This is a genomic window from Burkholderia sp. DN3021, from assembly GCF_049805555.1.
Lineage (GTDB): Bacteria > Pseudomonadota > Gammaproteobacteria > Burkholderiales > Burkholderiaceae > Burkholderia > Burkholderia pyrrocinia_C.
Genome location: NZ_JBNCAB010000025.1, coordinates 60,650 through 79,439, shown reverse-complemented (window position 1 = coordinate 79,439; position 18,790 = coordinate 60,650). Strand labels below are relative to the sequence as shown.

The 18,790-nt window shown below is 66.4% G+C and carries 15 protein-coding genes and 3 pseudogenes; 8 read left to right on the top strand and 10 right to left on the bottom strand.

Features of this window, described 5'->3' with window-relative positions; translation table 11 throughout:
• Positions 1-91: 91 nt before the first annotated feature.
• Positions 92-187 (bottom strand): annotated as a pseudogene (locus ACPUER_RS15300) (glutathione S-transferase family protein); the annotation flags it as partial.
• 160 nt (positions 188-347) lie between these two features.
• A complete protein-coding gene (locus ACPUER_RS15295; protein WP_175960211.1) occupies positions 348-1,100 on the bottom strand; it encodes an SDR family oxidoreductase in 753 nt (250 codons plus the stop codon).
• A 143-nt stretch (positions 1,101-1,243) separates the two neighbouring features.
• On the opposite strand from ACPUER_RS15295, the gene ACPUER_RS15290 reads away from it, so the two are divergent.
• Entirely contained in the window at positions 1,244-2,131 is an 888-nt protein-coding gene (locus tag ACPUER_RS15290) for a LysR family transcriptional regulator (RefSeq protein WP_425131490.1), read from the top strand.
• A gap of 462 nt (positions 2,132-2,593) precedes the next feature.
• Here the strand turns inward: ACPUER_RS15290 and ACPUER_RS15285 are convergent, their stop codons facing one another.
• On the bottom strand, positions 2,594-3,133 hold the full coding sequence (locus ACPUER_RS15285) for a hypothetical protein (RefSeq protein WP_175960083.1): 540 nt from the start codon (positions 3,131-3,133) through the stop codon (positions 2,594-2,596).
• Between the two features lie 177 nt (positions 3,134-3,310).
• Between ACPUER_RS15285 and ACPUER_RS15280 the strand changes: the two genes are divergently transcribed.
• The 3 genes and pseudogenes from ACPUER_RS15280 to ACPUER_RS15270 form a co-directional block, all read left to right on the top strand.
• Complete coding sequence (locus ACPUER_RS15280) at positions 3,311-4,501, top strand: M20 aminoacylase family protein (RefSeq protein WP_425131486.1); 1,191 nt, start codon at positions 3,311-3,313, stop codon at positions 4,499-4,501.
• 54 nt (positions 4,502-4,555) lie between these two features.
• Positions 4,556-5,878 carry an MFS transporter gene (locus ACPUER_RS15275; RefSeq protein ID WP_175960220.1) on the top strand — a complete coding sequence of 441 codons (1,323 nt, stop codon included), beginning with the start codon at positions 4,556-4,558 and terminating at the stop codon, positions 5,876-5,878.
• Positions 5,879-5,902: 24 nt separating this feature from the next.
• Positions 5,903-6,079, top strand: a pseudogene (locus ACPUER_RS15270) (succinylglutamate desuccinylase); the annotation flags it as partial.
• A 218-nt stretch (positions 6,080-6,297) separates the two neighbouring features.
• Here the strand turns inward: ACPUER_RS15270 and ACPUER_RS15265 are convergent.
• Positions 6,298-7,083, bottom strand: coding sequence for an IclR family transcriptional regulator (locus tag ACPUER_RS15265; RefSeq protein ID WP_425131485.1), 786 nt, complete (start codon positions 7,081-7,083; stop codon positions 6,298-6,300).
• Between the two features lie 261 nt (positions 7,084-7,344).
• Here ACPUER_RS15265 and pcaF point away from each other — a divergent pair, with 261 nt between their 5' ends.
• The gene (gene pcaF, locus ACPUER_RS15260; protein ID WP_425131484.1) at positions 7,345-8,547 is read left to right on the top strand and encodes a 3-oxoadipyl-CoA thiolase; all 1,203 of its coding nucleotides are present in this window, start codon (positions 7,345-7,347) and stop codon (positions 8,545-8,547) included.
• 92 nt (positions 8,548-8,639) lie between these two features.
• Here the strand turns inward: pcaF and ACPUER_RS15255 are convergent, their stop codons facing one another.
• From ACPUER_RS15255 to ACPUER_RS15245, 3 genes and pseudogenes are all read right to left on the bottom strand, one after another.
• A complete protein-coding gene (locus tag ACPUER_RS15255; RefSeq protein WP_425131489.1) occupies positions 8,640-9,140 on the bottom strand; it encodes a DUF523 domain-containing protein in 501 nt (166 codons plus the stop codon).
• A gap of 101 nt (positions 9,141-9,241) precedes the next feature.
• Positions 9,242-9,802 carry a GNAT family N-acetyltransferase gene (locus tag ACPUER_RS15250; protein ID WP_072445223.1) on the bottom strand — a complete coding sequence of 187 codons (561 nt, stop codon included), beginning with the start codon at positions 9,800-9,802 and terminating at the stop codon, positions 9,242-9,244.
• Positions 9,803-9,816: 14 nt separating this feature from the next.
• A pseudogene (locus ACPUER_RS15245) lies at positions 9,817-10,182 on the bottom strand (SAM-dependent methyltransferase); the annotation flags it as partial.
• A gap of 312 nt (positions 10,183-10,494) precedes the next feature.
• On the opposite strand from ACPUER_RS15245, the gene ACPUER_RS15240 reads away from it, so the two are divergent.
• Positions 10,495-12,039: a methyl-accepting chemotaxis protein gene (locus tag ACPUER_RS15240; protein WP_425131483.1), complete on the top strand. Its 1,545-nt coding sequence runs from the start codon at positions 10,495-10,497 to the stop codon at positions 12,037-12,039.
• Between the two features lie 115 nt (positions 12,040-12,154).
• Here ACPUER_RS15240 and gabD read toward each other — a convergent pair whose 3' ends face one another.
• Both gabD and ACPUER_RS15230 read right to left on the bottom strand, forming a co-directional pair.
• Entirely contained in the window at positions 12,155-13,624 is a 1,470-nt protein-coding gene (gene gabD, locus ACPUER_RS15235; protein WP_425131482.1) for an NADP-dependent succinate-semialdehyde dehydrogenase, read from the bottom strand.
• Positions 13,625-13,709: 85 nt separating this feature from the next.
• Positions 13,710-14,993: a 4-aminobutyrate--2-oxoglutarate transaminase gene (locus ACPUER_RS15230; protein WP_175960092.1), complete on the bottom strand. Its 1,284-nt coding sequence runs from the start codon at positions 14,991-14,993 to the stop codon at positions 13,710-13,712.
• 126 nt (positions 14,994-15,119) lie between these two features.
• Here ACPUER_RS15230 and ACPUER_RS15225 point away from each other — a divergent pair, with 126 nt between their 5' ends.
• Entirely contained in the window at positions 15,120-16,628 is a 1,509-nt protein-coding gene (locus ACPUER_RS15225; protein WP_175960093.1) for a PLP-dependent aminotransferase family protein, read from the top strand.
• A gap of 117 nt (positions 16,629-16,745) precedes the next feature.
• Here the strand turns inward: ACPUER_RS15225 and ACPUER_RS15220 are convergent, their stop codons facing one another.
• Positions 16,746-17,582: an EamA family transporter gene (locus tag ACPUER_RS15220; protein ID WP_425131481.1), complete on the bottom strand. Its 837-nt coding sequence runs from the start codon at positions 17,580-17,582 to the stop codon at positions 16,746-16,748.
• A 105-nt stretch (positions 17,583-17,687) separates the two neighbouring features.
• Between ACPUER_RS15220 and selD the strand changes: the two genes are divergently transcribed.
• Entirely contained in the window at positions 17,688-18,752 is a 1,065-nt protein-coding gene (gene selD, locus ACPUER_RS15215; protein ID WP_175960095.1) for a selenide, water dikinase SelD, read from the top strand.
• Positions 18,753-18,790: the final 38 nt, after the last annotated feature.

The following is an 18,790-nucleotide window of genomic DNA, read 5'->3' as shown; positions in this document are numbered from 1 at the left end:
CTGCCGTCTACTGCTCACGTCGTGCCCATCCGATAGCATCGCGGCTCCCCGTCGTCGTCGACCTACGCTACGGTGCTGATCGAGTGCTTACCTCGAACGCAACTTGCTTTTCAAGCAAAACGATGGCGGCCCGCTGGACGAACGGGCACAGAGGGTGACTGATCAGAGTAAGCGAGGGCATTGTCATGTAAGGCTCGAATGGTCTGTATGCAGCGGCAGTGCACCAGGATGTTTTCCGTGTCTCTGCTCTTTTTGCTTCGCGGGAGGGGAAAGCGTGATGCCGAACGCAGCACCTGCCACTCGTGCGCGAACAGAAGACGCTTTCCCCGGGCTCCGGCGTTGCTCGATCAGCGGTTGAGCATGCGACCGCCATCCACGACGATTTCCGATCCGACCGTCCAACGGGACTCGTCGGAGGCCAGGTACAGCACGGCTTTGGCCACCTCCTCCGGAGTACCGAAGCGGCCGAGTGGGATGGTGGCGGCAATATCCCTGTTGACTTGTTCGCGGTAGGCGTCGGGGATGCCGAGCTTGTCGTACAGCGGCGTGTCGACAGGGCCGGGGCTGACCGCATTGACGCGGACGCCGCGTCCAAGCAGTTCCGCCGAAAGCGTCTTCGACATATTCAGCACCGCAGCCTTGGTGGCCGCATAAACGGAGGAGCGCTCTGCGCCAACATGCGCACTGATGGACGTGTTGAGCACGACCGACGCCGGGCGAGCGAACACCGGCAGCAACGCCTGGAGCAAGAAGTACGGTCCCTTGACATTGACATCGAACGAGCGATCGAACATCTCTTCCGTCCATTCCTCGATCGGCAACCAGACGGATACACCAGCATTGAGAAAGGCAACGTCTAGTTGGCCATAGTGATCCTTGATGGCTTGTGCCAGTTCCTTTTGGGCAGCGACGCTGGCCGAGTCGGCCCGTAGAACCGGAACCTCGGGTCCAAGTTCGGCTTGCGCCTTGGCGATCGAATCGGGATTGACTCCCGTGACGACGACGCGGGCGCCCTCGGCCAAAAACTGCTTCGCGGTTTCCAGACCGATGCCGCTGGTGCCGCCGGTGATAAGGGTGCGTTTACCTTGCAAGCGCGACATTGACTTCTCCTGTAAGTGACAACCAACCGTGGTCGACAGGGAGAAATGTGCACCTATGCCGATGTGGCGATAAGATGTCTGCTTTGAATATATTTCATGCTTCTGTTGCATGAATTGGGGGCCGCGTGGACCGATTTCTCTTGATGACGTGTTTCGCACGGGCCGTCGAGACGGGGAGTTTTTCTGCTGCAGGGCGAGATTTGGGATTGGGCCAACCCAACGTCAGCCGCTATGTAGCCGCGCTGGAGGACCATCTCCAAACGCGGCTGCTGCACCGATCCACACGAAAGCTTGCCCTGACGCCCGAGGGTGAACGCTACTATGCAGATATCCGCCGGATTCTTGACGCGGTGGACGAATCTGAATCGTCTTTCAGGAACAGTGTCGATCCATCGGGACTCTTGCGCGTGGCCTGTCCCACGGCGTTAGCGCATGCATATGTGTTGCCTCAGGTCCCGGTCTTTCTGGAGCGGTATCCCAGATTGACGCTGGATCTTCAGATCAGCGATCGCTACGTGAACCTTGTAGACGAGGGAGTCGAGCTCGCGATTCGCATTGGACATCTGGAGGACAGTGCGCTACGCGCCAGGCGCATAGGAATGTACGAGCGTGTGGTCGTGGCCAGCAAGGACTATCTGGCGAAACGCGGAGTTCCGGACACACCTGATGACCTGCGCGAACATGATTGCGTGGTCTACACTTTGCTGTCGTCCGGTGCGACATGGCGCTTTCGTGACGCCGATATTCCGGTCTCTGGGAGATTGCGGGTCAACTCACCCGAGGCCGTTCGAGCAGCGGTCACAGCAGGGTTAGGGGTCGGGCATGGGCCGGAATGGCTGTTCGAGGAAGGGTTAAAAAGCGATCGTTTGCAGTTAATTCTGACCGGGCACTTTGCTCCGGCCGTCCCTGTTCAGATTGTCTATGTTGCAAACAGGTTGCTTCCAACACGGGCCATAGTGTTTATTGAATTCATTTCCGACGTATTTTCAAGGATTTCGGCTTTCAACAAAATCGCATTTCCGAAGCCTTAGGGGATTGATTGCGGCCAATCTAGGAGCATCCAGCAGAACCGAAGCCCGCGAAGCTGCGTCCAGCATCTGGCGGTCGTGGATTCCGGGATAGATGAAGGCAGCTTCGTTATGCCGACAGTCGATGGAAGCGTAGCTTTCGCTCGGAATTCCAGAAACCTGATCGGTGTGTACCGTATCGGGGCAAACTACTCTCGAAGTCGCCGGCAAGGGAGGCGAACCAGCCTATTCATACTACGAGCTCGACCTCGGCGACACATGGATCGAAGGTCAACGTGACGACGGCGAATATTACTGGTAACCCGTTCATCCAGACGGTCAGCAGAAAAGGGGTTGTCAGACACTTCGTGTTCGGGGCGGGTCGAAAATCACACCGTTGGCCCGACGTCACGGGATGGTCGGCTCCGATCACATAGCAGCCTGCCGGAAAAATCGCCGCATCACATGCCGCAGGCGGGTCATCTCTCACACCATTCTGCAGCAAGCAGGGTCAGCTGCGGCGGACGCTATCAGATACTCGGCTTCTTCCTGCACGACGGACCATCCCTCGCGCAGCATCCGCACGACTTCGTCGACCACGTCATAGCTCAGTCCGCAGCACTCGATGTCCGTGACGCCCACGAGCGCGAGATCGGAGGCCGATGCTTCTCCAAAGGAAATTTTGAGGAACAGGGAATCCGCCATAGCGCCGGTATCCTCAGTCTCACCGCTCAGGATTTCTTCGGCCAACAGGCCAGACATGCCGACGAGCATTTTCCAGTTCGCAGGTAGCTCGGGAACCGCAAACCCATGTTTCAACGCCACCTTGTGCATCTCCTCGGGGCAGGTGCGGGGACGGAACTGGCCGAGCCACGCGCACTCCTCGGAATTGCCACTCTCGTTTTTCCACACGACTGCGTCGCCAGCGCCGCCGAAGCGCTCGTAGAGCAACTTGTGGCCCGCTTCGTGGTATGCGGTGTTTCGGAGTTCTCTGGCAGCTATCTGCTCTTCCGTGTAATCGATCATCTAATCGAAGACTACACATACACGATCGCCCCCGTACTAACCCTGATTAATAAATCTTATCGCGGTGAAAAATTCCGCATCTTATTGAACCGATATCGGCTCGATATAGTGGCTCGCTTTCCCGCACGCGACCGTCCGCGTGCGGCTGACACGCTGACGATCAGCAGGAGCCGCTTGATGACCACCGACGTCCGATTCACCGAAATCGAGGATCTGATGCCCGCCGCCGGCGGGCTGCGCGAGATCCGTCACCACATCCATCACCATCCTGAACTCGCGTACGAGGAGCACGACACGGCCGCGCTCGTCGCGGACAAGCTCGAGCAATGGGGCTGGCAGGTGACGCGCGGGGTCGGCAAGACGGGCGTCGTCGGCACGCTGCGCGTGGGCGACGGCGCGCGCAGCATCGGCATTCGCGCCGACATGGATGCGCTGCCGATCGTCGAGGCGACCGGCCTGCCGTATGCGAGCGGCACGCACGGCAAGATGCACGCGTGCGGCCACGACGGCCACACGACGATGCTGCTCGGCGCCGCGCAGCATCTCGCGAAGACACGCAACTTCTCCGGCACCGTGCACCTGTATTTCCAGCCGGCCGAAGAGCACGGCGTCGACAGCGGCGCGAAGAAGATGATCGACGACGGCCTGTTCGAGCGCTTCCCGTGCGATGCCGTGTTCGGCATGCACAACCATCCGGGCGCGGCGCCCGGCGTCTTCCTCACGCGGCGCGGCCCGTTCATGTCGGCCGGCGACAAGGCGATCATCACGATCGAAGGCGTCGGCGGCCACGCGGCGCGGCCGCACCTGACGGTCGACCCGGTCGTCGTCGCGGCGAGCATCGTGATGGCATTGCAGACGATCGTCGCGCGCAACGTCGACCCCGCACAGCCGGCGGTCGTCACGGTCGGCTCGATGCACGCGGGCACCGCGAACAACGTGATCCCGAACGGCGCGCGCCTCGAACTCAGCGTGCGCTCGTTCAGCCCCGACGTGCGCGCGCTGCTGAAGCGCCGCATCGTCGAACTGGCCGAAACGCAGGCCGCGAGCTACGGCGCGACCGCGAACGTCGAGTACATCGAAGGCTACCCGGTCGTCGTCAATACGGATGCCGAAACGGATTTCGCCGCGCAGGTCGCGCGCGAACTGGTCGGCGACGCGCACGTGGTCGAGCAGACCGACCTGCTGATGGGCAGCGAGGATTTCGCGTTCATGCTGCAGCAGCGGCCGGGCTCGTTCGTGCGGCTCGGCAACGGCGAAGGCGAGGACGGCTGCATGGTGCACAACCCGAAATACGACTTCAACGATCGCAACCTGCCGATCGGCGCGGCGTTCTGGACGCGTCTCGTGGAGCGTTACCTGGGGCGGTGATCGCGGTGGCGCGCGGCCGGCGCTTCCGGCCGTATTGAGAAGGAGACCGGAATGATGCAGAAAGACAATCTTGCACTGCACCCCGCACCGGCGGTGGCCGTCGAAGCCGGCGCACCCGCCGTCACGCGGCGCGGCGCCATCACGGCGGCCGTGATCGGCAACTGGCTGGAATTCTTCGATTTCACCGTGTACGGCTTTTTCGCGGTGCTGATCGGCAAGCTGTTCTTCCCATCGAGCGATTCGACCACGTCGCTGCTGCTGTCGGTCGCGACCTTCGCCGCCGGTTTCTTCACGCGGCCGCTGGGCAGTGTCGTGCTCGGCGTCTACGCGGACCGCAAGGGGCGCAAGGCCGCGCTGAACCTGACGATCATGCTGATGGCGCTCGGCACGGGCCTGATCGCGATCGCGCCGACGTATGCGCAGGCGGGCATGGCCGCGCCGCTGCTCGTCGTGTTCGCGCGGCTGATGCAGGGCTTCTCGCAGGGCGGCGAATTCGGCGCGGCGACCACCACGCTGCTCGAACAGGGCGGCACGTCGCGCCGCGCGTTCCGCGCAAGCTGGCAGCTTGCGACGCAGGGCGGCGCCGCGTTGATGGGCTCGGGCTTCGCGGCGCTGCTGTCGAACACGATGACGAAGGATGCGCTCGAAAGCTGGGGCTGGCGGCTGCCGTTCCTCGTCGGCGTGCTGATCGCGCCGGTCGGCATGTATCTGCGCCGTCGGCTCGCGGACGATGCGCCCGGCGACAGCCATCATGCGATCGAGCGCGGCGTGCTGCACGAGCTGTTCTCGAAGCACACGCGCACGGTGCTGCTGCTGATGCTCACGGTGATGGGCGGCACGGTGTCGACCTACATCCTGACCTTCTACATGCCGACCTACGCGATCCATACGCTCGGCCTGCCGATGAAGCTGTCGATGTTCGTGGGCGTCGCGTCGGGCTGCGTGATGCTGGTCACGTGCCCGCTGTTCGGCTGGCTGTCGGACCGGATCGGCAGCCGGCGCCTGCCGATCTTCGTCGGCCGCGGCGTGCTGGTCGTACTGCTGTTCCCGGCGTTCTGGCTGATGAACCATCATCCGACGCTGTCGGTGATCCTGCCGCTGACCGCACTGATGCTGCTGTTCTATTCGCTCGGTTCGGCGTCGGAGATGGCGCTGATGTGCGAGTCGCTGCCGCGCCATGTGCGCGCGACGGGCATCTCGATCGCGTATGCGCTCGCGGTGACGATCTTCGGCGGCACCGCGCAATTCATCGCAACCTGGCTCGTGAAGACGACCGGCAGCAAGCTCGCGCCGGCCGGCTACGTGGCCGCGTGCGTGCTGCTGTCGCTGATCGCGGTCGCGATGCTGCGCGAGACGGCTCGGGAGTCGATGGACTGACGCGCGGAGTGACGGGCCGGCGGCGGCGATCCGCTGTTCGACATCGTCGATCCGCTGACGGATGCGATCACGACAATCTCGAGCGGGACCGACGGCGTGTTCTACATGCGGCGCGCGATCCGCTTCGTGACGGCCGGTGCGCCGCTCGGCCGCGTGACGGGCACGGTGCCGGTGCGCACGGGGATGTTGCTCGGCGCGTGAGGGACGCGGCGGGCACGGTGTCCGAGAGGCGCCGTGCATTTTCGTTCTCGTCAAATTGACCGGGCTTCCGCACGTCACTAAATTGAGCGGCGCGGAGTTTGCTCCGTGTTCCGTGAGAAGAACGTTGCAAGGGAGTCAGAGTTGGCGGGCAGCTTGCGCTGCCCGCTTTTTTTATGAGCGGATTGTCGTTTCACCGATACGACAATCGAGCTGGACGCTCACCCCCGTCGCGCCACCAGTTCCGACACCGTCTGCGCGGCCTGCTGCAGCGGCCCGAGAAACTCCTTCACCATCTGCTTCGCGGTATGCCGCTGCGCGTTGCCGCTGATGTTCATCGCCGCGATGATCTGCCCGCGCCGGTTGCGGATCGGCGCGGAGATCGACATCAGGCCCACTTCGAGTTCCTGGTCGACCACGGCCCAGCCTTGCTGGCGCACCTGTGCGATCGTCGCCTTCAGTTCGCCGGGGTCCGTGATCGTGCGCGGCGTGTGCGCGCGGATGTTGCTCTGCGCGAGCGTTTCGTCGAGCGCCGCGTCGTCGAGCGCGGACAGCAGCACGCGGCCCATCGACGTGCAGTACGCGGGCAGCCTGCTGCCGATCGACAGGTTGATCGTCATGATCTTGTGCGTCGGCACGCGCAGCACGTAGACGATCTCGGTGCGGTCGAGCACCGCGGCCGAGCAGCTTTCGTGGATCTGCGCGGACAACTGCTCCATCACGGGATCGGCGAGACTCCAGAACGGCATCGACGTCAGGTACGCGAAGCCGAGCTCGAGGATCTTCGGCGTGAGCCGGAACAGCCGGCCGTCGGCCTCGACGTAGCCGAGCGTCTGCAGCGTGAGCAGGATCCGGCGCGCGCCCGCGCGCGTCAGGCCGGTAGCCGACGCGACCTCGGTGAGCGTCTGCTCCGGACGCGCCGCGTCGAACGCGCGGATCACCGCGAGGCCGCGCGCGAACGACTGCACATAGGAGTCGCCGGGTTTCTGAGTGTCTTCGGTTGTCATGAGCGGGTGGAATATCGTGCAGCCGAGAAGATAGCGCATGGGGCCTGACACGCCAACCGCGCGGCGGACCAGGCGCTTGACAGGTCGTCCCCGCACTCCCTATGATGCATTGGACGTTCGATACACGATCTTATGTTCGTATATAGAACATTTAAGCGCATCCCGGCGGGTTATGCAAGGGGCGCGCCCCGTTCATTTCCCAGCCTTGCATGTGGCCGCAATCGGCGCTAATGCGCCCACGCCGGCCAACCGGAGACACTGATGACCGAAGCTTTTCTGTGTGATGCGATCCGTACCCCTATCGGCCGCTACGGCGGCGCGCTGTCCGGCGTGCGCGCCGACGACCTGGGCGCGGTGCCGCTCAAGGCGCTCGTCGAGCGCAACCGCGACGTCGACTGGACGGCGATCGACGACGTGATCTACGGCTGCGCGAACCAGGCCGGCGAGGACAACCGCAACGTCGCGCGCATGTCGCTGCTGCTCGCGGGCCTGCCGCAGGGCGTGCCGGGTTCGACGATCAATCGGCTGTGCGGTTCCGGGATGGATGCGGTCGGTGTGGCCGCCCGTGCGATCAAGTCGGGCGAGGCCGCGCTGATGGTCGCGGGCGGCGTCGAGAGCATGACGCGCGCGCCGTTCGTGATGGGCAAGGCCGCGAGCGCGTTCGCACGCCAGGCCGACATCTTCGATACGACGATCGGCTGGCGCTTCGTCAATCCGCTGATGAAACAGCTTCACGGCGTCGATTCGATGCCGGAGACGGCCGAGAACGTCGCGGTCGACTACAACGTCAGCCGCGCCGACCAGGACCTGTTCGCGCTGCGCAGCCAGCAGAAGGCCGCGCGTGCGCAGCAGGACGGCACGCTCGCCGAGGAAATCGTCGCCGTCACGATTGCGCAGAAGAAGGGCGATCCGGTGATCGTGTCGCGCGACGAGCATCCGCGCGAGACGTCGCTCGAAACCCTCGCGAAGCTGAAGGGCGTCGTGCGCCCGGACGGCTCGGTGACGGCCGGCAACGCGTCGGGCGTCAACGACGGCGCCGCTGCGCTGCTGCTCGCGAACGAGGAAACCGCGAAGCGCTTCGGTCTCACGCCGCGCGCACGCGTGCTGGGCATCGCGACCGCCGGCGTCGCGCCGCGCGTGATGGGCATCGGCCCTGCGCCGGCCACGCAGAAGCTGCTCGCGCGGCTCGGGATGACGATCGACCAGTTCGACGTGATCGAGCTGAACGAGGCGTTCGCGTCGCAGGGCCTCGCGGTGCTGCGCATGCTCGGCATCGCCGACGACGATCCGCGCGTGAACCCGAACGGCGGCGCGATCGCGCTGGGCCATCCGCTCGGCGCATCGGGCGCGCGTCTCGTGACGACCGCGATGTACCAGCTTCATCGCACGAACGGCCGCTTTGCGCTGTGCACGATGTGCATCGGCGTGGGCCAGGGCATCGCGATCGCGATCGAACGCGTCTGACCCGCGTGACGCGGCGAAGCGGCCGGACATGCGCCGCTTCGCCGTTCCCTGAGCAATGCGCGGCACGACAATCGTCGTGCCGCGCATCGTCGTTAACCGGCCTGCGATATCTGCCTGAGGCGTGCGTCGAGCGCGTCGATCTCGGTGTCCGCGAACACCTCGATGCCGTGCTGGCGAAGCAACGCCGCCGTGACGCCGGCCCCCGCATGCCGCCGGTTCGCGAAACTCCCGTCGTAAATGAAGGTGCTGCCGCACGACGGACTGCCGTCGGCCAGGATCGCGAAGCGGCAATCGTGCGCGCGTGCGAGTGCCAGCGCGGTTTGCGCGCCGCAGACGAACGGCGCTGTCACGTCGGTTCCGTTCACGTCGACGATGCGTGCGGCGCCCGACAGAACCCGCTGCCCCGATTCACCATCCGCGATTTCGGCGGGTGGGCGCGGCACGCTGAAGCCGCCCGCCAGCTCGGGGCAGACGGGAACGAGACGCCCTTCGCGCTGCCACTGTTCGAGCGCCTCGTGCGCGGCGGTTTTGGCCGAGCCGTTGTAACGCACCGGATGACCGACCACGCACATGCTGACGAGGATTTTCGGCATGGCCTGCGGCTGCGGTTCGTTCTGCAATTTCGTTCTCCGTGTCGGCCGATGGCGGCTGTGGCAAAGCGGGAAATTCTACGCGTCACCCGCATGCCGGTGCGTCAGGCCATCGGCCCTTCCAGATGAATGTCTTCCGGCTCGAGCGCGTACAGCGCCGGGTCGGGCGACGCGCTGACCGTGAAGCCGAGCCGCAGGTAGAAGTCGATCGTGCGCTGCGACGGCGTCGCCGACACATACAGGCGTTCGGCGCCCATCGCGCGCGCCTGCGCGTGGGCCGCGCGGTAGAGCTGCTCGCCGAGCCCGCAGCCGCGCCAGTCGCGGCTCACATGCAGGAACTTCAGTTGCAGCATGTCGTGACACGGGCCGACCGGCCGGCTGTCGACGACGACCGCCGCGACCAGCCGCGCGCCGTCGAACATGCCGCGGAACCAGCCGCCGCGATCGTGGCAGTCGAGCAGGATCGGCGTGTAGTGATCGGCTTCGCCGGCGGGCCAGCCGCCGACATCGTAGAACTCGGGAACGAGATGCAGCGCGCCGTCGCGCAGCACATACAGGTGGTCGATGATCTCGCGCCGGTCGATGGTCCACACGAGCGGCACCTCGTCGCGTGCGAGCGTGCGTGCGCAAAGCGCGTCGCGTTCGGCGATGGTACGGCGCGTCATGCGGCCGCCCGGTGCGCGGCGATCCCGCGCGCCCATGCGTTCTGGCCCGGCAGCCAGTAGATCGCACCGTACGACGTGGACACGCGCTCGAAGCGCTCGCCGCGCGCAGCGGCGACGGGCATCCGGTCGAGCACGTCGGCGCGTTCGAACCGCGCGGGCAGGCCCGCGTCGGCCGGCAGTTGCCGCGCGAAGCCGATCGCTTCGTCGGCGATGTCGACGCCCGTCGCGTCCGCGCCGTCGCCGAGCAGTTCGCGTTCTTCCGGAAACAGTGTCGAGCCGCCATGGCGGAAAAAGTCGGCCTGATCGCCTTTATGGCTGTTATGCGCGACCGTCGCCGTATTCCATGGCAGCCGATTCAGTTCGTGCAATGCCTTTTTCATCGAATTCGAATACTGGTTGAATTGAGCAGAATAGACCGAATTGTTTCGCTGCTCGCAACGGATGCCGGTATTGACATGCCGTGCGGCGAGTTGTGACATGCGGACCGGCATGCGCGGCGATTATCGCCGGATTATTTGATCGAAATCATGGTGCAGGCCGAATTGCATATTTTATGTGAGGAAAGGGTAAGGTTTCCCGCCGGATTGCCGACAGTAAAAATGAAGACCGTCGTAAAGCGATAAACCGTTTTTCGGCTACTGAGCGCGATTTCAGCGCGACGCGGACGACAGATCCGCCTTTCGGAGCCTTGCATGCGCAACAACCAGCCCGTTACCCAACAAGAATTCGATTTTCCCGACGACGTCACGCTGATGTCGACGACCGATGCCGACGGCACCATCACGTACGCGAACACGACGTTCGCACAGGTGAGCGGCTTCTCGAACGAGGAGCTCGTCGGCCAGCCGCACAACGCGGTGCGCCATCCGGACATGCCGAAGGAGGCATTCGCCGACATGTGGGCGACGCTCCGGCGCGGCGAGCCGTGGACCGCGCTCGTGAAGAACCGCCGCAAGAACGGCGATCATTACTGGGTGCGCGCGAACGCGATCCCGGTGATGCGCAACGGCGAGCCGCAGGGTTACATGTCGGTGCGCACGAGGGCGCCGCGCGACGAGTCCGAGGCGGCCGATGCACTGTATCGCGCGTTTCGTGAAGGCAAGGCCGGCCAGCGCCGGTTCCACAAGGGGCTGGTCATCCGCACCGGGCTGCTGCGCATTGCGTCGCTGTCGCAGACGATGTCGGTGCGTGCGCGCGTTCATTCGGCGCTATGCGTACTGGCGCCGGCTGTCATCGGCGCGGGCTGGGCATGCGGGCTGGCCGGCGCCGGGCTCGCGGCGTTTGCCGGCGTGACGGTCGGCGTGGCGGCGGCGGCCGGGCTGTGGCTCGACGCGCAGATCGTGCGTCCGCTGCAGCGGCTGCACGACCAGGCGCTGAACGTCGCGACCGGCGAGAGCCGGCGCGGCGTGCGGATGAACCGCGTCGACGAGATCGGCATGACGCTGCGCACGCTCAACCAGCTCGGGCTGATGTTCCGCTGGCTCGTCGACGACGTCAGCGAGCAGGTGCACAACGTGCAGCGTGCGAGCAACGAGATCGCGCAGGGCAACAACGACCTGAGCGCGCGCACCGAGCAGGCGGCGTCGAGCGTGCAGGAAACGGCCGCGTCGATGGCCGAGATGACGGCGACCGTCGACAGCAACGCGGAAACCGCGCTGCAGGCCAACCGCCTCGCGGTGTCGGCGAGCGATGCTGCCGAGCGCGGCGGAAAGGCGGTGAGCGAAGTCGTCGCGACGATGAACGACATCACCGACAGCTCGCGCAAGATCGCCGACATCATCGGCGTGATCGACGGCATCGCGTTCCAGACCAACATCCTCGCGCTGAATGCGGCGGTCGAGGCCGCGCGTGCGGGCGAACAGGGGCGCGGCTTCGCGGTGGTCGCGGGCGAAGTGCGGGCGCTCGCGCAGCGCAGCGCGAACGCGGCGAAGGAGATCAAGACACTGATCGGCGCGAGCGTCGAGCGGGTCGAGTCGGGCGCGCGGATCGTCGACGGCGCGGGCAAGACGATGGAGGACATCGTCACGCAGGTGAAGCGCGTGTCGGACCTGATCGCGGAGATCAGCTCGTCGACGGCCGAGCAAAGCACGGGGGTCGCGCAGGTCGATCAGGCGGTCGTGCACCTGGACAACATCACGCAGCAGAACGCGGCGCTCGTCGAGCAGAGCACGGCGGCGTCGCAGAGCCTGAAACAGCAGGCGACGCGGCTCGTGGATGCGGTGAACGTGTTCCGCTGATCGCGGGGAGGAGAGGCGACGCGGGCGCGGCGGAGAGGGGCACCGGCCCGCGTCGGACCGCCCGGTTCCGGCCGGGCGGTCAGGGCCCGTCACCGAAGCGACAGGCCCTGAACCGTCACACGGCGAGGCAGAGGTACTTGATCACGACGTAGTCGTCGATGCCGTAGTGCGAGCCTTCGCGGCCGAGGCCCGACTGCTTGACGCCGCCGAACGGCGCGACTTCGTTCGAGATCAGGCCCGTGTTCACGCCGACCATCCCGTATTCGAGCGCTTCGGCGACCTTCCACACGCGGCCGATGTCGCGGCTGTAGAAGTACGCGGCCAGACCGAACTCGGTGTCGTTTGCGAGGCGGATCGCCTCGTCGTCGCTGCCGAACTTGAACAGCGGCGCGAGCGGCCCGAACGTCTCTTCCTTCGCGACCTTCATCGCCGGCGTGACACCCGTCAGCACGGTCGGCTCGAAGAAGCCGTGGCCGAGCGCGTGGCGCTTGCCGCCCGTCACGACGGTCGCGCCCTTCGCGAGCGCGTCCTCGATGTGCGCCTCGACCTTCAGCACGGCCGCTTCGTTGATCAGCGGGCCTTGCGTCACGCCCGGCTCGGTGCCGCGACCGACCTTCAGCTGGCCGACCGCCGCCGCGAGCTTCTGCGCGAACTGGTCGTACACGGCTTCATGCACGTAGAAGCGGTTCGTGCACACGCAGGTCTGGCCGCTGTTGCGGTACTTCGATGCGATCGCGCCCTGCACGGCCGCATCGAGATCGGCGTCGTCGAACACGATGAACGGCGCGTTGCCGCCGAGCTCCAGCGACACCTTCTTGACCGTCGCCGCGCATTGCGCCATCAGCAGGCGGCCGACCGGCGTCGAGCCGGTGAACGACAGCTTGCGCACGATCGGGTTCGACGTCAGTTCGCCGCCGATCGCCTTCGGATCGCCCGTGACGACGCTGAACACGCCGGCCGGCACGCCCGCGCGCTCGGCCAGCACGGCCATCGCGAGCGCGGAGAACGGCGTTGCCTCGGCCGGCTTCACGACGATCGGGCAGCCTGCGGCGAGCGCCGGGCCGACCTTGCGCGTGATCATCGCCGCCGGGAAGTTCCACGGCGTGATCGCCGCGCATACGCCGATCGCTTCCTTCGTCACGACGATGCGCTTGTCGCTCGCCGGCGTCGGGATCGTGTCGCCGTACACGCGCTTGCCTTCCTCGGCGAACCATTCGAGGAACGACGCCGCGTAGCCGATCTCGCCCTTCGCCTCGGCCAGCGACTTGCCCTGCTCGGTCGTCAGGATCAGCGCGAGATCGTCGGCGTTTTCCATCATCAGGTCGTGCCACTTGCGCAGGATGACCGCGCGTTCCTTCGCGGTCTTCTTGCGCCACGCCGGCCATGCGGCGTTCGCGGCGTCGATCGCGCGACGCGTCTCTGCCGAGCCCATCGCGGGCACGGTGCCGAGCAGGCCGCCCGTCGCCGGATTGCGGACTTCGAACGTTTCGCCGTTCGATGCGTTTTGCCATTCGCCGTTGACGTACGCCTGCTGGCGGAACAGCGACGGATCTTTCAGTGCCGGGGTTTCCTGAACCGTGCTCATGTGTATGTAGCCTGCGTTGAAGATGAAGGACGAAACGGCCGCCGCCGTCCTGACGATGGCGGCGGCACATTCAGTTGACGGGAACTCAGGCCGGCACGCCGACCGTTTCCTTCAGCACTTCCTCGAGGATCACGAGCGCTTCGTCGAACACGGCCTGCGGGATCGTCAGCGGGAACAGGAAGCGCACGACGTTCGAGTACACGCCGCACACGAGCAGCAGCAAGCCGCGCTCGAGCGCACGCGCCTGCACGCGCTTCGTGAATTCCGCGTCCGGCTCGCCCGAGCCCGGCTTCAGGAACTCGACCGCGACCATCGCGCCCGGGCCGCGCACGTCGGCGATCTGCGGCACGTCGGCCTGCAGCGCGTTCAGCTTTGCCTTCAGCACGTCGCCGAGTTGCGTGGCGCGTTCGCACAGCTTCTCTTCGTCGATGATCTCGAGCACCGCGTGCGCCGACGCGACCGCCAGCGGGTTGCCCGCGTACGTGCCGCCGAGGCCGCCGGGCGCTGCCGCGTCCATCACGTCCGCACGGCCGACGACGCCCGACAGCGGCATGCCGCCCGCGAGGCTCTTCGCCATCGTGATCAGGTCGGCCAGCACGTCGTAGTGCTGCATCGCGAACAGCTTGCCGGTACGCGCGAAGCCGGTCTGGACTTCGTCGGCGATCAGCAGGATGCCGTGCTCGTTACAGATCTTGCGCAGCGCGCGCACGAATTCGGCCGGCGCCGGGTTGAAGCCGCCTTCGCCCTGGACCGGTTCGAAGATGATCGCGGCGACGCGCTTCGGATCGATGTCGGCCTTGAACAGCATCTCGATCGCCTTGATCGAGTCGGCCGTCGTCACGCCGTGCAGCGCGGTCGGGTACGGTGCGTGGAACACGTCGCCCGGGAACGGGCCGAAGTTCAGCTTGTACGGGGCGACCTTGCCGGTCAGCGCCATGCCCATCATCGTGCGGCCGTGGAAGCCGCCCGAGAACGCGATGACGCCCGGCCGGCCGGTGGCGGCGCGCGCGATCTTGATTGCGTTCTCGACGGCTTCGGCGCCGGTCGTGAAGAACGCGGTCTTCTTCGGGAAGTCGCCCGGCGCGCGTGCGTTGATCTTCTCGGCCAGCTCGACGTACGACGCGTACGGGACGATCTGGTAAGCGGTGTGCGTGAAGTTGTTCAGCTGATCCGAGATCGCCTTGACGATCTTCGGGTGGCGGTGGCCCGTGTTCAGCACCGCGATGCCGGCGGCGAAATCGATGAAGCGGCGGCCTTCGACATCCCACAGTTCCGCGTTCTCGGCGCGGGCTGCGTAGAAATCGCACATCACGCCGACGCCGCGCGGGGTAGCGGCGTTCTTGCGGGCCTGCAGGTCGGCATTCTTCACGGTCATCTCCTTGATGTTCTTTCCGGTGAGTAGAAAATCGGGCGCGTTGACAGCCCATGGAGGCGACTATAATCACATTTGGCTCTGGCAATCAGAGCCATTTCAATAAATATTCAGGAGCCAATCATGCGCGCGAGCGTGTTGTCGGACTGGCTGGCGCAGCGCCTCGTGCGCGGCGGCGAACAGCCGATCTACCGGCAGCTTCACCGGTTGCTGCAACAGGCGATCCTGTCGCGCGAACTGCCGGCCGGCACGCGCGTGCCGTCGTCGCGGCTGCTGGCCGCCGAGCTCGGGATCGCGCGCAACACGGTCACGCAGGTTTACGAACAGCTTGCGCTCGAAGGTTATGTGAACTCGGCGACGGGCCGCGGCACGTTCGTCGCCGACAGCGCGCCGGACGAGATCGTCGGTGCGCCGCCCGACGCGGCGGCCGGCCCGGCCGTCGTGGCGCCGTCCGCGCGACGGCTGTCCGCACGCGGCACGCGGCTGGTCGAAGGGGCCGGCGTGTCGAAGCGCCAGGGCGGCGCGTTCATGCCGGGCGTGCCCGATGTGTCGCGATTTCCGGCGCGCGTGTGGACGCGGCTGCACAACAAGTACTGGCGGCGCCTGCGCCCCGACCTGCTGACCTATGCGCCGGGCGGCGGGCTCGCGCTGCTGCGCGAGGCGCTGGCCGACTACCTGCGCACGTCGCGCTCGGTGCGCTGCACGCCCGAGCAGATCGTGATCACGACCGGCATCCACCAGTCGATCGACCTCGCGGTGCGGCTGCTGACCGACCCGGGCGACGCGATCTGGACCGAGGACCCGTGCTACTGGGGCGTGCGCAGCGTGCTGAACGTGTCGGGGCTGACCACGCGGCCGATCCCGGTCGACGACGAAGGCATCGCGCCGTCGGCCGCCGATCTCGCCGAACCGCCGAAGCTGATGCTCGTCACGCCGTCGCACCAGTATCCGCTCGGGATGGTGATGAGCCTCGCGCGGCGGCGGATGCTGCTCGAATACGCGCGCCAGCACGGCTGCTGGATCATCGAGGACGACTACGACAGCGAATTCCGCTACGGCAGCCGGCCGCTCGCGTCGCTGCAGGGCCTCGATACGGCCGGGCAGGTGATCTACGTCGGCAGTTTCGGCAAGACGCTGTTCCCCGGGCTGCGGGTCGGCTACCTGGTCGCGCCGGAGCCGCTCGCGGAAAGCTTCGCGACCGCGAGCGCCGAGCTGTATCGCGAAGGACAGTTGCTGCAGCAGGCCGTGCTCGCCGAATTCATCGCGGAAGGGCATTTCGTGTCGCATATCCGCAAGATGCGCACGTTGTACGGGCAACGCCGCGAGGTATTGCTCGATGCGGTCGCGCGCCGCTACGGCGACACGCTGCAGGCGCTCGGCAGCGACGCGGGGCTGCATCTCGTCACGCAATTGCCGGAAGGTGTCGACGATCGCGCGGTTGCGCAGGCCGCGCTCGAACGCAATATCGTCGTGCGGCCGCTGTCCGGCTATTACGCGGATCGCGGGCGCGCGGCGTCGGGGCTGCTGCTCGGCTATGCATGCGTGCCGGAGGACGAGATCGCGCCGGCATTCGCGACGCTCGCCGAGGCGATCGACGAGCGGGCGTTCGGCGGGGTGGCGGTGGCTGCTTGATGGTCGATGGTGTCGCTGCGTCGCGGAGCAGTGCGAGTCGATCGCCACCGTCTCCCCGCGGCGCGGATAGAACGTACGGGCGGGCGGTGGTGCGACGAAGGTCGTCGGCCCGCGCGCCTACAACCGGATCAGCGCCGCACCCGCCACGACCAGCGCGCACGCGGCGAGCCGCTGCGCGCCGGGCCGCTCGCGCATCACGAACCAGCCGATCGCGACCGCGAAGATCGAACTCGTTTCGCGCAGCGCCGACACGGTTGCGACCGGCAGGTGCCGGTACGCGAGGATCACGATCGCATACGCGGCGAGCGAGATCGTGCCGGCGATCGCACCCTGCTTGAGCGCGGTGCTCGGCTCGCGCACCGCGCGCGGGCCGCCGCGCATCGCGCAGACGAGCACGAGCTGCGGCACGCTCCACAGCAGGTACACCCACGCAATGTAGCCGAGCGCGCTGCCGGATACGCGCGAGCCGATCCCGTCGCAGATCGAATACGCGGCGATGAACACGCCCGTGAGCAGCGCATACGGCACGCCTTCCCCGGAGAACCTGAAGCCGCGGCGCAGCGCGAGCGACATGATGCCGAACGACACGAGCGCGATGCCGGCGAAGCCGAACGGCGTCGGCCGCTCGTGCAGCACCGCGAACGCGAGCACCGATACGAGCAGCGGCGACATCCCGCGCGCAATCGGATAGATCTGCCCGAACTCGCCGCTGCGGTATGCGCGCGCGAGCGTGAAGCAGTACGCGACCTCGAGCGCGGCCGATGCGACGACATACGGCCAGGCGGCGGGCACCGGCGCGGGCAGCAGCGCGGCGCCGGCGATGCCGAACGCGAGATACGGCAGCGACATCGTGCCGAGCTGCACGAGCCGGTCCTCGCTGACGTGCAGAAACGCGTTCCAGATGGCGTGCAGCAGCGCGGAGCACAGCACGAGGCCGATGAACAGGTGATCCATGAATGAAGGGGCGGACGAAGGCGGGCGCCGACAATTATGTGGGTATCGGGCGCGCTCGCGCGGAATTGTCGATAATGGAGCGTTGTTATTCACCGGATGCCGACGATGACCGAAGCCACCCAAGCCCAGCCTGCCGTTCCGCGCCTCACGAGCCTGTCGCACGGGGGTGGTTGCGGCTGCAAGATCGCACCGGGCGTGCTGTCCGAACTGCTGAAGCGCGCGACGCCGCCCGCGCTGTTCCCGGACCTGCTGGTCGGCACCGAGACGTCCGACGATGCGGCCGTGTACCGCCTGAACGACGAGCAGGCGATCGTCGCGACCACCGACTTCTTCATGCCGATCGTCGACGATCCGTTCGACTTCGGCCGCATCGCGGCGACCAACGCGCTGTCCGACGTCTACGCGATGGGCGGCAAGCCGATCCTCGCGCTCGCGCTGGTCGGGATGCCGATCAACGTGTTGCCGCACGAGACGATCGCGGCCGTGCTGCGCGGCGGCGAATCGGTGTGTGCGGACGCCGGCATTCCGGTCGCGGGCGGCCATTCGATCGATTCGGTCGAGCCGATCTACGGGCTCGCGGCGATCGGCGTCGTGCATCCGTCGCGCGTGAAGCGCAACGCGGCCGCGCGCGCGGGCGACGTGCTCGTGCTCGGCAAGCCGCTCGGCGTCGGCGTGCTGTCTGCCGCACTGAAGAAGAACCAGCTCGACGCCGCGGGCTACGCGCAGATGGTCGCGACGACCACCAAGCTGAACCGGCCGGGTGCCGAGCTTGCCGCGCTGCCGGGCGTGCACGCGCTGACCGACGTCACGGGCTTCGGGTTGCTCGGCCATACGCTCGAACTGGCGCGCGGCGCGCATCTCACCGCGCGTGTGCACTACGCATCGCTGCCGTGGCTCGCGGGTGTCGAGGCGTTCGTCGCCGACGGCGTGTTCACCGGCGCATCGGGCCGCAACTGGGCCGCGTACGGCACCGACGTGCGGCTCGCCGACGGCCTGCCGCCCGTTGCACAGGCGCTGCTGACCGATCCGCAGACGTCGGGCGGCCTGCTCGTCGCGTGCGCACCGGAAGCGGTCGACGAAGTCCTCGCATGCTTCCGTGCCGACGGCTTCGACCGCGCGGCCGTGATCGGCGAGATGGTGGACGGGGCGGCGCGGGTCGAGGTAGCTTGATCACCGTTCTTCCTGCGGATATTTTGCCGCCGCTGGAA